This is a genomic window from Brevibacillus schisleri (assembly GCF_055685845.1).
Genome location: NZ_JBVNDM010000001.1, coordinates 2,920,830 through 2,934,904, shown reverse-complemented (window position 1 = coordinate 2,934,904; position 14,075 = coordinate 2,920,830). Strand labels below are relative to the sequence as shown.

The 14,075-nt window shown below is 49.9% G+C and carries 10 protein-coding genes; all 10 read right to left on the bottom strand.

Features of this window, described 5'->3' with window-relative positions:
- Positions 1-8: 8 nt before the first annotated feature.
- A complete protein-coding gene (meaB, locus tag ACUUHJ_RS14625; RefSeq protein WP_472299176.1) occupies positions 9-1,061 on the bottom strand; it encodes a methylmalonyl Co-A mutase-associated GTPase MeaB in 1,053 nt (350 codons plus the stop codon).
- On the bottom strand, positions 1,058-3,229 hold the full coding sequence (scpA, locus tag ACUUHJ_RS14620; RefSeq protein ID WP_142496391.1) for a methylmalonyl-CoA mutase: 2,172 nt from the start codon (positions 3,227-3,229) through the stop codon (positions 1,058-1,060). Before scpA ends, meaB begins: the two co-directional genes overlap by 4 nt.
- A complete protein-coding gene (locus ACUUHJ_RS14615; RefSeq protein WP_472299175.1) occupies positions 3,229-5,352 on the bottom strand; it encodes a methylmalonyl-CoA mutase family protein in 2,124 nt (707 codons plus the stop codon). Before ACUUHJ_RS14615 ends, scpA begins: the two co-directional genes overlap by 1 nt.
- Before the next feature lie 31 nt (positions 5,353-5,383).
- Positions 5,384-5,899, bottom strand: coding sequence for an acetyl-CoA carboxylase biotin carboxyl carrier protein (gene accB / locus ACUUHJ_RS14610; RefSeq protein ID WP_289677839.1), 516 nt, complete (start codon positions 5,897-5,899; stop codon positions 5,384-5,386).
- 233 nt (positions 5,900-6,132) lie between these two features.
- On the bottom strand, positions 6,133-6,777 hold the full coding sequence (locus ACUUHJ_RS14605) for a TetR/AcrR family transcriptional regulator (RefSeq protein ID WP_173603779.1): 645 nt from the start codon (positions 6,775-6,777) through the stop codon (positions 6,133-6,135).
- Positions 6,778-6,857: 80 nt separating this feature from the next.
- Positions 6,858-7,760 carry a M15 family metallopeptidase gene (locus ACUUHJ_RS14600; protein ID WP_472299174.1) on the bottom strand — a complete coding sequence of 301 codons (903 nt, stop codon included), beginning with the start codon at positions 7,758-7,760 and terminating at the stop codon, positions 6,858-6,860.
- Between the two features lie 95 nt (positions 7,761-7,855).
- Entirely contained in the window at positions 7,856-9,433 is a 1,578-nt protein-coding gene (locus ACUUHJ_RS14595) for a glutathione ABC transporter substrate-binding protein (protein ID WP_472299173.1), read from the bottom strand.
- A gap of 94 nt (positions 9,434-9,527) precedes the next feature.
- On the bottom strand, positions 9,528-10,499 hold the full coding sequence (gene msrA, locus ACUUHJ_RS14590) for a peptide-methionine (S)-S-oxide reductase MsrA (protein WP_289677836.1): 972 nt from the start codon (positions 10,497-10,499) through the stop codon (positions 9,528-9,530).
- 150 nt (positions 10,500-10,649) lie between these two features.
- Positions 10,650-12,029, bottom strand: a complete 1,380-nt coding sequence (locus ACUUHJ_RS14585) for a M20/M25/M40 family metallo-hydrolase (protein ID WP_472299172.1) — start codon at positions 12,027-12,029, stop codon at positions 10,650-10,652.
- A gap of 24 nt (positions 12,030-12,053) precedes the next feature.
- On the bottom strand, positions 12,054-14,075 hold the full coding sequence (locus ACUUHJ_RS14580) for a S9 family peptidase (protein WP_472299171.1): 2,022 nt from the start codon (positions 14,073-14,075) through the stop codon (positions 12,054-12,056).

Below are 14,075 nucleotides of genomic sequence, written 5' to 3'. Positions count from 1 at the left end.
CCATCTCTCTATTCCTTTTTCATGATCGCATTCTCATAGATCGCCACTAATTGCTGTACGGCGCTCGTCGGTGAAATCTCGCCACTCGCAACGGCTCCTTCAATCGCGGGAAGCAGCTCGGCTACTTGCTGGTTGCCGAAAAAGGTCGCGCGCAAGTAGTCCTGAGCCATACTGTGCATCCAATCGAGTAGCTGCGCTTTGCGTCTTGCCTCAAAACCGCCTGACTGGATGGTGCTTTCACGAAATTGACCGATGACCTCCCAAATATCTTCAATGCCTTCCCCTGTCAGCGAAGAACACATGTATGCTTTCGTTTCCCAGCCAGTGGTTGCCGGCTGCAAGTAATGCAGAACACGGTTGTATTCCCCTTTGGCGATCAAGGCACGCGTCCGGTTTTCCCCATCTGCTTTATTGATCAGAAGCGCATCTGCAATTTCCATAATGCCTTTTTTGATTCCTTGCAGTTCATCGCCCGCCCCTGTCAGCATCAGAAGTAAAAAGAAATCGACCATAGATCTGACTGTCGTCTCACTCTGTCCGACCCCGACGGTCTCGACCAAAATCACATCATAGCCTGCTGCTTCACAGATTAGCATCGTTTCCCGCGTTTTCCGATTGACTCCACCTAGGGTGCCGCCCGTGGCAGAGGGTCGGATGAACGCCTGTGAATTGCGTGACAAGAGCTCCATCCGCGTCTTGTCGCCGAGAATGCTCCCACGAGTAACCGTACTGCTCGGATCAACAGCCAAAACAGCGACACGATGACCTTTTTCACAAAGCATACTGCCGAATGCTTCAATGAACGTGCTCTTTCCCGCACCTGGCACACCGGATATCCCTATGCGTATGGATTGACCTGTATGAGGAAGCAGTTGTTTGATCACCTCTTGGGCCATATCCATATGAGCGGGAGCATTGCTCTCGACCAACGTGATTGCCTGCGCCAAAACCGTTCGGTTGTTTTCCAGTACGCCTGTGACGTATTGATCCACCGATAAGCGTGGGAGACGTGCTTTGGAGGAAACGTTCAAGAAATTCTTGTCTGCCCTGCCCCCGGTCATTGTCCAGCAGCCTCCAGGCGATACACGATCTCTTGCAGAACGTGCTGGGCTGCTACAGGAATGACTGTTCCTGGCCCAAAGATAGCTGCGGCACCATGCTCTCGCAAAAAGGCGTAATCCTGCGCCGGTATCACACCACCTATGACGACGACAATATCTTCGCGTCCCAGCTTTTTGAGCTCTTCCACCAGTTGTGGCAGCAATGTTTTATGACCTGCCGCAAGCGAGCTGAAGCCGATCACGTGTACGTCATTTTCAATCGCCTGCTTCGCTGTTTCCTCAGGTGTCTGGAACAACGGACCGATGTCAACATCAAAGCCCAAATCGGCAAAAGCGGTGGCAATCACCTTCGCGCCCCTATCATGTCCGTCTTGACCCATTTTCGCGATCATAATACGGGGACGTCTGCCTTCCCACTGCTCGAATTCATCTGCCATCTTACGCACGGCCGCTACCTCTTCGGCATCTGCGTATTCGGAACTGTAGACGCCGCTAATGGAGCGAATGACCGCCTTGTGTCTGCCCACGACCTTTTCATAGGCATCCGATATTTCGCCCAAAGAAGCTCTTGCTCGTGCCGCTTCAATGGCCAGCTCCAACAAATTGCCTTCGCCCGTTTTCGCGCATTCCGTGATGGCCTGTAGCGTTGCTTGCACTCTCGCCTCGTCACGGTTACTGCGCAGCTCCTGCAAACGTCTGATTTGCGCCTCTCGGACCGCTGTATTGTCGACTTCGAGAATTTCCAGCGGATCTTCTTTGTCCAGACGGTATTTGTTCACGCCAATTATGGCTTCCTTCGCCGAATCGATATGTGCCTGACGGCGTGCAGCCGCTTCCTCGATTTTCATTTTCGGCAATCCCGTCTCAATTGCTTTTGCCATACCGCCAAGCGCTTCAATCTCCTCGATGTGCGCCCACGCCTTTTCCACGAGCTGCGCCGTCAAGGACTCGACGTAATAGGAGCCTGCCCATGGATCGACGACCTTGGTTATCTCGGTTTCGTCTTGCAAAAACAACTGCGTATTCCGCGCAATCCGAGCCGAAAAATCGGTCGGTAACGCGATTGCTTCATCCAGTGCGTTCGTATGCAGAGATTGGGTATGACCCAGAGCAGCGGCCATGGCTTCGATGCACGTCCGCACTACGTTGTTATATGGGTCCTGCTCCGTCAAACTCCACCCGGACGTTTGTGAGTGTGTCCGCAGCGCCATCGACTTTTCGTTTTTCGGATGGAACTGTTTGATCAGATTGGCCCAAATCAAGCGACCTGCACGCATTTTCGCCACTTCCATGAAGTAGTTCATGCCAATCGCCCAGAAAAATGACAGCCGTGGCGCAAACGCATCGATGTCAATGCCTGCTGCAAGACCAGTACGAACATATTCCAATCCATCTGCTAGCGTATAGGCCAACTCAATATCCGCAGTCGCCCCCGCTTCTTGCAGGTGGTAGCCTGAAATACTAATGCTGTTGAATTTGGGCATGTGCTTGGAGGTGTAAGCAAAAATATCGGAAATGATCTTCATCGACGCTTCTGGCGGATAAATGTAAGTATTCCGAACCATGTATTCCTTCAAAATGTCATTTTGGATCGTTCCGGTAAGCTCCGCCTGCGATACCCCTTGCTCTTCTGCTGCCACGATATAGAACGCCATAATCGGCAAAACCGCTCCGTTCATCGTCATAGAAACGGACATTTTATCGAGGGGGATGCCGTCGAACAAGATTTTCATATCCAGAATGGAGTCAACTGCCACGCCTGCTTTCCCGACATCACCAACTACCCGGGGGTGGTCGGAGTCATAACCGCGATGCGTCGCGAGGTCGAAGGCGATCGATAGCCCTTTTTGTCCCGCAGCCAAATTCCGTCGGTAAAAAGCGTTGCTCTCTTCCGCCGTAGAAAAGCCGGCATATTGGCGAACCGTCCATGGCTGAGTCACGTACATCGTCGGATACGGGCCGCGCGTATATGGTGGCAAACCAGGCATGTAGCCGAGGTGATCCATCCCCTCCACATCTGCCATTGTGTACAGTGGTTTTACAGGGATCTGCTCTAGCGTCTGCCACATTTGCTCCATTCCTTGTGGATTCGCACCCAGTTGGGGAAACAAATCAGACACATCACGTTTGGACTGATAAGCCATTTGTGAAAAATCAGGTCGCTTCATCATGAGCCCACTCCTATCCGCTCCTGAAGTTCTCGCAGCATCTCGTAGCAATTGGAACGCATGTGGATGCAATCATCTACCCCGGCCGCCTTATAAACAGCCAGCTGCTCCGCCTCTGGCAAGCCAGCCAACAGAACCGTCATCTGAGGTACACGTTGCTTGATTGCATGAGCCAATGGTGGAACCTGCTCCGGATAACTCGCATCGTCCGAGCAAATGACCGTGACCATCGCACGCGATGCCACCGCAGCTTCAGCCGCCTCTACAGTGGTAGAGAATGCTTGCTCGCGCAAAACGTCAAAGCCGCCAACCGCAAAAAACTCTGCTGCGAAGTCTGCCCGGGCCTTATGCTTTGACACAGGACCCATCGTCGCCAAGAACACGGTCGGTCTTTTGCCTGTTGTTTTCAAGAAATCATCTGCCTGCATCCGCAAGGCTTCAAAGCGTTCGGATGCCCGGTGAATACGGAGTGGCTGGATGGTTGTCTCCACTGAATCTTCACGTTTCATGGCTTTGGCGATATCGCCCACAGTCGCTCCATGAAGCACTGCTTTTACTGCTTGTGCCACGAGCTCATCGGTATGTTTTGACAACGCATCTAGCTCTGCTGAAAGAAGAGTCGTGTCCTGTTTCTGCCGAAGGGATCGTGCTTTCTCTGCTCGCTCTTCGTAAATGCTCGGAAGACTCTCGGGCTTGAGTGGCTGCTCAGCCGTATTGGCATACATGTTGGTTCCAACCAAACGTTTTTTACGCGTATCGATGCTCGCTGCTTTTTGATCCGCGCTCTGGGCGATCAAGCCTTGTGGGAAGCCTGCTTCTAACGTGCTCAGCATACCACCCTGCGCTTCTACCTGCTGGAACAGCTCCCATGCCTTTTTCGCTAATGCGTCTGTGAGCCATTCTACGTACCAAGAACCTCCCGCAGGGTCGATCACTTTTGCCAAATGCGCTTCTTCTTGCAAAATGATTTGCGTATTTCTGGCGATCCTTCTCGAAAACTCATTGGCTGGGCGGATCGCTTCGTCAAATGCGGATACATGAAGGCTGTCTGCTCCGCCAATAACGGCTGAGAACGCTTCTGTCGTGGAACGCAGCATGTTGACATACGGATCGTAAATCGTTTTCGTCCAGGCAGAGGTTCTGGCGTGAATTGTCATCTTTTGCGCTTCCGTTGATCCGCCGTAGGTCGCCACGATGTTTGACCAGAGCATTCTTGCCGCACGCAGCTTCGCGATTTCCATGAAGACGTCTGAGCCGATCGAATACGAGAACTGCATTCGTGCTGAGACATCCTCTATGGATAGCCCTCGCTCAAGCATCGCTTGCAAATAGTCCACCCCTGTGGCCAGTGAAAAAGCCAGTTCGGATACAGCGTTTCCGCCGCCGTCCTGATAAGGATTGCTTTGAACCAAGATCGTTTTCAGAGCGGGCGAATGATCTTTTGCCCATTTCGTCATGCTTGCCATCGCGTTATAAGCTGTCTGCAAGGAACAAGGGAGCTTGCCCTCTGTGAGCAGAACCGCTACAGGGTCTTGCCCGATGCATCCGCGAAGTTCGGAAACTTGTTGTCCTGTCGCTTCAACATGTGCCAAAATGAGCGAAAGAACCGGCAAGCCAAGCGCTCCTGTGTTCACGTAAAGAGGGACTTCTGAAAGCTTCACCCCTTGAAATGCCTGCTCGATATCCTCCCGGCAAAAAACAGATACGCCTTTGTTACCAATCGTATCTGGCAATGCTTCGTCAGGGTCAAGTCCAGCCAAAGTCGCTTGATCCACTATCAGATGCAGCATCGTTTGTCCGCGCGCTAAGTCGTCTACGGCTGCCTGATTAAATGTTTTGGCACTCGTTGCGTTGATTTCCTGACAGACTTCCCATTTATGATCCTTTTGCCCGCCAGGCCGCTGATTCCCTCTATGAAATGGCGCCTCTCCTGGCAGCGCTTCCAGATGCGGCAATGTTTTGACATCTTCATACTGATAGATGGGCTGGCGAACAATTCCCTCGTGCGAATGCGTCAGTAGCTTGGCATCAAAAGATGCGCCCTTTAGCGATTTTTCTGCTGCTTCCCGCCATTGGTCGTACGTGGGCACCGAGAATTCCTTGAACCATGTATGTTTGCTCACTCTTCTAGTCCTCCCCTTAAAAGCTGCACCATTACTCTTGCTTCACCAGGAACAACGGCTGTCCATGCTCGACCAACTGACCGTTTTCCACCAAGACTTGGACAATCTCTCCTTTTACTTCTGCTTCAATCTCGTTAAACAGCTTCATGGCTTCGACAATACAGACAATCGTCGTTGGCTCTACACGATCCTTTACGGATACGTATGGTGCTGCGTCAACGGCAGGTGCAGCATAAAAGGTTCCGACCATAGGTGAAGTGATTTTGTACAAGTTTTCTGTCACTTCAGCCGATTTCTGCGATGCTTCCACAGGACTTGTTGTGACCGGGCGCTCAATCGCTTCTTTTTTAGGCAAAAGGACAGCGGGTGACGCCGTCACGATTGGCGCACTTTTGGTTAGTACGGGGGGCTGTTGCACAACTGTAACTGGATTCCCATTTCTTCGTTTGATACGCAAAGAAGAATCTTCGTCATTTACCTCAAAAGATTCTATGTCTGTCTGCTCTAATAGCTTCACAAGTTCTCGTAATTCGTAAATGGTAAGCACGACTATTCCTCCCCTATTCCGAATCTGACTGGAACAACCTCACGAACCGACTGTGATGATTGCGCAAGACCGACCAGTTGGTCTTGTCGATATTATAGCAAATGTCAGAATACTAGTACAGACCAACTAGTTGGTCTGATCGAAGGATTTTATAAGGGACCATCAAGCGACTATGCCCCTGTCTCCTGTCGAAAAGCTTGAGTGTAGCCGCATGATCCTTGTTAGCACCCCTACTATGGATGGAAGGGATTTTCTTGAGATTGCAGGAAAAAACGTTGAAAGGCCGGGTTTTCCATCGATTCTGATTTCAAAACAGAATGAAGAACCATATCTGCATAAATATCCGCAATTTGCTCGATCGAGTACGTCCCTGACTTTTGATACCATTTGTAAATCCAGTTCACCATGCCAAAAATAGCCATGGACACAATCGGCACTGGCAGCTCCGGGCGGAACTCTCCTGATTCGATCCCGTCCGAAATGACGGTGAACATGATTTGTTTATAGCGATCCCGTTTCGTTTCAATATCTGTGTAGTACTCTGGAGCTAAAAACAAGCTTTCCTGATAAAAGATCGTAACCTGCGAGCGGTATAGATCAATCATCATAACGAAGGATTTTACGATGGCTTGCAGACGTTCTGTCGGGGTATCCCACTTCTCGTAAGCTTCCTCCGCTTTTTCCAGCACATACGTAATAAATTGATCATGAATGATGTAGAGGAGTTCATCTTTTGATTTGAAGTTGTGATAAAATCCTCCCTTTGACGTGCCGCTTTCTTTCACAATTTGATCCACAGTCACTTTGTGGTAGCCATTTGCTTCAAACAAGCGCATAGATGTTTCAATAATACGTTCTCTGATTGATTTTTCGACCATTATCTTCACCCGAGAACATTATAGCATAACTACATAGCAAAAACGCCGATTCTCTTCGGTACGAGATCGGCGTTGCTTTTTTAATTCGATGGTGTGGAAACAGGTACGGCACCTGAATATTCTTCGAGCGTAATTCCTTTTTCTCTGATTTCTTGCGCGATCTCGCCACCTACATAACGCAAATGCCACGGCTCATAAATATAGCCCGTAATCGCGTCTTTTCCCTCTGGGTAGCGGATGATAAATCCGAACTTCTCGACGTTTTCATCCAGCCACTTCGCTTCCTTGGTTCCGGCAAAGCAGCTCGTTGCCGCACATTTGCCATCCTTACCAGAGACGTCAATCGCGAGTCCCGTCTCGTGCTCACTCGTACCAGGAACGGCACTGTAAGTCCGTGCTTTCTCCACGCCGTCTTTTTTTACATAGCGATTAAACAGCGCTTTCTGGTAGGCGTGGGAGCGATAGGCAGATACGCCAGCCAACTGGACACCGTCAGCCTGGGCTGCTGCAAATAACTGCTCAAGCGCACCCGCCGCTTCTTTTCGCATTTTGCGTTTCTCGCTCTTTTCCGGGAGCAAGTAAGAAACATTTGGAAACACTAAATCATTTGGCTGATAGTTCTCTGGAAGCTTGCGTTGTTTGTTCACCAGTACAGCAACACTCTCTGGCTCACCCACAACCTCGATGTCCGGAAACGACAGCTCAGGCGGCTGACCAGCTGACGGTTTTTCTGCTGGCTTCGTTTCCGTTGGCTTCGCTTTCTGGGGTGGCTCCGGTTGTTCTTGCTTTGGTGTTTCAGCAGGTGGAGGCGTGGTCTCCTCCTTTGGCTTCTCTGTTTCTTTCTTTGGAGGAGTTGGCGACTCTGTGGATGGTTGTGTTTGTGGTTCTTGTGGAGCAGCTGTACTATTACATCCAGACAACACAAATGTCAATGCCGTTACGAGTACAAGCGGATGCAAAAGTCGGTGTCGAAAACTTCTCATTGTAACGTTCCTTTCGTTTTGGAGCGGATCCAATTATGTCGGTAAAAAAGTACGTAATTATTATGACATAATTGATAGGCTTTTCGTTACATGTTTTATTGAGAAATCACGACCTGATCGAGATTCAAGTAACCCGCTGGACTGATGGAGAAGCCCTGAATATGGTTACTAATCACAGCCAAATTCTCCAGATTGCGAATCGGAACAACCAAAGCATCTTGCAGCTCTACTTCTTGTGCTTTTGCGTAGATAGCGAGTCTTTTCCCAGGATCTGTTTCGACACGGCCAGCCTCAATGAGACGATCCAGCTCGGGGTTGCTGTATTGAAAACTGTTGCCCGCCCCGCCACCTGATGTATGAAACAAATTGTACTGATTATAGTCGGCATCCCCGGTTGCATTTCCCCAGCCACTGACAAAAATCTCATGCTCCTTCGTTTGCTCAATAGTTCGGACGAAGTCATCGTAGCTGACGACTTTTAGCTCCGCGTCGACGCCGATTCCTTTTAATTGCGACCGTATCACTTGGGCAACCAAGATTCGATCCCGTCTGTTGTAGGTAATCATATGAATAGGAAAACCATCTGGATAGCCCGCCTCTGCGAGCAACCGACGCGCTTGGTTGATGTCGTACGGGTAGCTTTTCACAGTTGGGCTGTAACCGAACACTTGCGGGCCAATCGGTGAGTTCGCCTTTGTTCCCACATTGTTATACACCCCTTTAATGATCGCTCCCGTCTCGATCGCCATGCTGATGGCTTTCCTCACACGGATATCATTCAGTGGTGGACGTGCTACATTAAATCCGATAAACTCCGTCCCGAGTGCATCGCTGCGGTACACACGCATCTGGTTGGATAATTGTATTCGATCCATCTCCATGGCAGGGATGGACTCTGCAATATGTGCTTCACCATTCTCCACCATCGCGATGCGAGTCGCATCATCCGGAACAACCTTGAAGACGACATGATCAAGCGTAGCGGCTTCGCCCCAGTAGGACTGATTTTTGCTCAACGTGATTTGACTGCCATGCTCCCATGATTGAAACCGATAAGGGCCAGTACCAACCGGATGCTGCGATAATTCCCGGCCGTATTTATCGATCGCTGTAGGGCTGATGATGCTCCCCTCGTGACTGGCCAAAATAGAGAGCAAGAGTGCAAACGGCTTGTGAAGAATGAATTGCACTTTGTACGGATTGATGACCCGTACCTGCTTTATTTTGTCGAACATGGCTGCTCGAGGAGAAGCCACGGCCGGATCTAATACACGATCAAATGTTTTCTTGACCGCCTGTGCTTGAAAGGGAGTCCCATCGTGAAAAACAACGCCTTGTCGGAGAGTAAACTCCCAAGTAAGATCGTCGATTTGCTTCCAGTTCGTTGCAAGCTGTGGCTGAATGTTCATGTTCCGATCTCGTTTGACGAGCCCTTCATACACTTTTCCTTGGATAACACTCGCCTCATTGATCGTCAAAATAAAATGGGGATCGAGATTTGAGGCATCCGACATACGTACAATGATTAACGTCCCACCCTCGGCAACATTTTGGGGTGTCGGTGCGATTTGATTGTTATGTGGCGGCTCCTGACCGAAAGAACAGCCTGCTAAAACCATGATTGCTGCGAGTAACAGTCCAATTCGTCTGTGTAAGGATGTCTGTGTATACATTGGACCCTCCCTGCATGCTCGTATGTTTCCCTCGTTGTATGTGTAGCAAAAAGACCGCCCTTCTCCCAAGTTTCCCAGAGTGGCGGTCCACACTCTATTCTTTTTCGAATAATCGCTTAAACTCCCCGAATCCTTCTTCCTCCAAGCGATCCTTCGGAATGAAGCGCAATGCGGCTGAATTGATGCAGTAGCGCAATCCATTTTCTCCTGGGCCGTCCTCGAAAACATGGCCGAGATGAGAATCTGCCTCTTTGCTGCGAACCTCTGTCCGAATCATATTATGTGTCAAATCCACATGCTCAGTTACGTTTTCCTCTTGCATGGGCTTGGTAAAGGATGGCCACCCGCAGCCGGAATCGAACTTGTCCAAGGAACTGAACAAAGGCTCGTTGGAGACGATGTCTACGTAGATGCCCTCTTCCTTGTGGTCCCAGAATTCATTCGTAAACGGACGTTCTGTCCCGTTATTTTGCGTCACCTCGTACTGGAGCGGGGTCAAGATTTTTTTCAATTCTTCTTGCTTCGCACGGTCGCGCCATGCTTCCTTGGTGAATTTCGCTCTGCCTGATGCCGCCCGATAGTATTGGTAGCGGACTGGATTTTTCTTATAGTACTCCTGGTGATAATCCTCCGCCGGATAGAACGGCTTGGCTGGCAAAATTAGCGTTGCAATGGGTTTTTGGAAACGACCACTTGCATCCAGCTCTTGTTTCGATTTTTGCGCAAGCCTTTCTTGCTCTTCATTATGATAGAAGATCACTGGCGCATACGATTGACCCCGGTCACCGAATTGACCACCAGCGTCAGTCGGGTCGATTTGTCTCCAAAACATTTGCAGTAATTCCTCGTAGGAGATGAGCGACGGATCATAGGTGATTTGGACCGCTTCATAGTGTCCCGTCGTATCAGAGCATACCTCTTCATAGGTTGGGTTTTCGACATGACCGCCTGTATAGCCGGAGACGACTTTTTGAATGCCTGGCATCTTGTCAAACGGACTGACCATGCACCAAAAGCATCCGCCTGCAAAGGTTGCGATTTCGAATGGATGTGTATCGCTGTTCACGCATTTCGCCTCCTATAGATATATGTACACTTTCCTTTACGATTGTACATGGTTTACAAAAGCAAAGTCCACTCTGGAAGTGCTGCAAGGGAGGCCAAATTGAAAAGGAGACCTTTTTACACGAAAGGTCCCCTTTTCGCTATTTGGTTGCTACTTAGACAGCGCTTTGGCAAATCCAGAGAGCATGACAACCATATGGGCAATTCCTTCCTCGAAGTCTTTCAAGCGGATGGATTCATTCGGCGCATGTACTTTGCAGCCAACCCAGCCAACCCCTGTACTGACAACCGGAAGCTTCAGCTGTTCACCGAAAATAAACATCGGACCTGTGCCTGCGGCGTTTGGCGAAAGCACTGGCTCATGATCGTAAATGACGCGAGCCGTATACAGTACGTGAGCTACAAATGGATGATGAAAATCGGAGCGATACGCTTTTTGTCCGTTGATCATGGTGACGATAATATCCGTAAAACCATGCTTCTCCAAATGATGCTCGATGCAATTCATGATGTGCTGTGGATCTTGCCCTGGGACAAGGCGACAATCCAGCTTGGCCTTCGCACTTTTCGGCAGTACTGTCTTCGCGCCCTCTCCTGTATAGCCGCTATCCAGACCGCAAATGGTCATGGTCGGGTGAAAAACCATGGCTTCTCGTGGGTCCACTTGGCTTGCTACAGTAATCAATGGGCGTTTCAAACCGTATAGCGCTGCTGTCGCCTCTTCACTGAACGGCAATTCGGAAACGACTTTCTTTTCATCCGCTGTCGGTTCCTCGATCCCGTCGAAGAAGCCTTCTACCAAAATCTCGTTTTGCTGATTTTTCATCGTCGCCAATGCCTGTACGAGGCGCCAGGCTGCATTGTCTACATACGCACCGACAGAGGAGTGCATGTCGATCTCTGCTCCAACGCAGGTCAGCTCTAGGTACGCCATTCCTTTGATCCCAGCAACCATGCTGATTCGCTCATTTTCGTCTTTTCCACCAAATTCCCAAATGCAGGCATCCGCCTGAAAAAGCTCCTTGTACGCTCGAAGATATGGCTCGAGATTCGGGCTACCAATCTCTTCTTCTCCTTCGATCAGGAACTTGATGTTGCAAGGCAAACCGCCTGCCTGCTGCTGCAATATCTGAATCGCCGTCAGACGGGCAACGAGGTCACCTTTATTGTCGGCAGCGCCACGCGCATACAGCTTTCCATCGATGATGGTCGGATCGAACGGCTCCGTGTTCCACTCCTGAAACGGTTCAGGTGGTTGAACATCGTAGTGATCGTAAAAGAGGAGCGTTTTGCTGGCATCTCCCTCACTGCCTGCTGCAAAAAACGCATACACGACTGGATTGCCGCCAAGATTGTCGAGTACCTTTGTCTCACCGCCAACCTCATGAATCATTTTGACCACGTATTCAACCGTCTCTGGGATGGCCTTATGCTGTGCGGATACGGTAGGAAAACGCAAATATTGCTTCAGCTTCTCGATTGCAAGCGGCAAATTTTCTTGCACGATACCCATCACTTGTTCTTTGTTCACAATCAGGCACCTCCTATTGGCATTTCATGGCTTTTCGACTTTCTCTTTTTGGTGTGCAACCAAATAGCTGTCAAACCAATCGGTCGTATATTGCAGTCTCAACACGCGTTGCTCGGGATCACCACTGCGGGAAAGCTCATGACTGGCACCCGGGAAACGAACAAACGATACTGGAGCCTTGCCTTGATGCTTCAATGTTACATAGAGCTGCTCGGCCTGTTCGATTGGGCACCGGTAGTCATGTTCGCCATGCATGATCAGCAGAGGCGTCTCGATGTTCTCCACCAAACGAATGGGTGAATGCTGCCACATTTTTTCCGGATTCGTGAATGGATTTGCCTGAATCTCCTCCGCAGTGAAGAAATAACCGATATCACTGACACCGTAAAAGCTAACCCAGTTGCAAATACTCCGATCGGTTACGCCCGCTTTGAATCGATTGGTTTTACCGACGATCCAGTTCGTCATGAAGCCACCGTAGCTACCGCCTGCGACACCCAATCGGTCCTCATCGACAAAATCGAAATGATCGCATGCAAATTGCACGGCCGTCATCAAATCGCGGTAATCGTTCCCTCCATAGTCACCGCAGCATGCCTGAACAAAATGCTCTCCGTAGCCAAAGCTCCCTCTCGGATTCGTATAGAGTACGGCGTAGCCTTTTGCAGCGAGCAGCTGGAACTCGTGGAAAAACGTATTTCCATACATGGAGTGTGGCCCGCCATGAATTTGCAGAACCATCGGGTATTTTTTTCCTTCTTCAAAACCGACAGGCTTGAGCATCCAACCGTGCAGCTTCCAGCCATCCTTTGCGACAAACTCTATTTCTTCTGGAACTGGGAGCTCCATGCCCGCAAATAGCTCTTCGTTCAACGCTGTTAGACGTTTTTCTTCTCCGTCCTTCAAACTTACTTGATACAAGTCGCCTGGCGTTGACGGATCACTGATGGCAGCAACTACCGTTTGTTCGTTTTCATGCAGCGAAAAGCCGTAAATATTCCGATTGCCCGTTACAACAGTCGTGACTTGACCGTCCAGCGTTACGTGATAAATGCCAGAATTTCCTCGTTCGCTGGCGATGAAATACATGCCTCTTCCGTCTGCTGTCCACACAGCACCTGGATTCGGATGACCTGGCGAGCGCATGTCTCCGATGGTGGAATCGCCAACCTGAACGTCCCAATCCGCTGTGATACAAGAATAGTCGCCCTTTTCGAAATCATATACCCAGATGCGCTTCTGTGCTGCGTACAAATGCGTGTCCGATTCACTTCCGATATACGCTAGCTTCTTACCGTCATGTGACCAGGTCGGATAGGCAAAAATCCCTTTGCTGTTGGTCAGCTTTTTCCATTCTCCCCCTTCATAAGGAATGATAAAAACGTCAATACCATGCTGAAAATCAGGGTCTTCTGCCCGGTTCGCCGTTATGGCGAGCCATTTTCCATCCGGCGACCAGGAGCCAATTGTATGATTGTACGGGCCATCGCTGAGTGGAGTAACCTCGCCTGTCTCTACATGAACAATAGCCAGCTGCTTGTTTTTCTCGTAAATGAAGCCAAGATCATCGGATTTGTACTTCATTCTCCCGACATGAATGGCTTTGGCCTTTTCTCTCTCCTCGGCTCCTTCCGGGTCTGCGAATGTTTCCCCCTCATCCAGGATCGACGAGAAGACAATGTATTTGCCGTCAGGTGACCAAGTCGGATTGCTGACGCCGTTTTTGCAACGCGTGAGCTGCCTAGCCTCTCCCCCGTTTGCATCGATCAGCCAAATCTGTGGTTTTCCAGATCGATTCGAGACAAAGCTGATCTTTGAACCATCAGGCGACCAACGCGGGTAGGTATCGCGGGAGCCAGACGTCAAGGGCTGTGGATCATTTGCATCCAATTTTCGTAAATACAAGTGATTTTGATAAGCGTGGGACTCATCGATTTGATTTTCTACATAGGCAAGCGTTTTTCCGTCTGGTGATAGCTGCGGATCACTCGCGTACCGCATTTGATACAAATCTTCAGCCGTTATGCCTCTTTTTGCTTGCGTCAT

What these genes read in the sequence shown, in the direction of transcription:
- meaB (WP_472299176.1), bottom strand. Translation starts at nt 1,061, where the DNA reads ATGACCGGGGGCAGGGCAGACAAGAATTTCTTGAACGTTTCCTCCAAA.
- scpA (WP_142496391.1), bottom strand. Translation starts at nt 3,229, where the DNA reads ATGAAGCGACCTGATTTTTCACAAATGGCTTATCAGTCCAAACGTGAT.
- ACUUHJ_RS14605 (WP_173603779.1), bottom strand. Translation starts at nt 6,777, where the DNA reads ATGGTCGAAAAATCAATCAGAGAACGTATTATTGAAACATCTATGCGC.
- ACUUHJ_RS14600 (WP_472299174.1), bottom strand. Translation starts at nt 7,760, where the DNA reads ATGAGAAGTTTTCGACACCGACTTTTGCATCCGCTTGTACTCGTAACG.
- ACUUHJ_RS14595 (WP_472299173.1), bottom strand. Translation starts at nt 9,433, where the DNA reads ATGTATACACAGACATCCTTACACAGACGAATTGGACTGTTACTCGCA.
- ACUUHJ_RS14580 (WP_472299171.1), bottom strand. Translation starts at nt 14,075, where the DNA reads ATGACGCAAGCAAAAAGAGGCATAACGGCTGAAGATTTGTATCAAATG.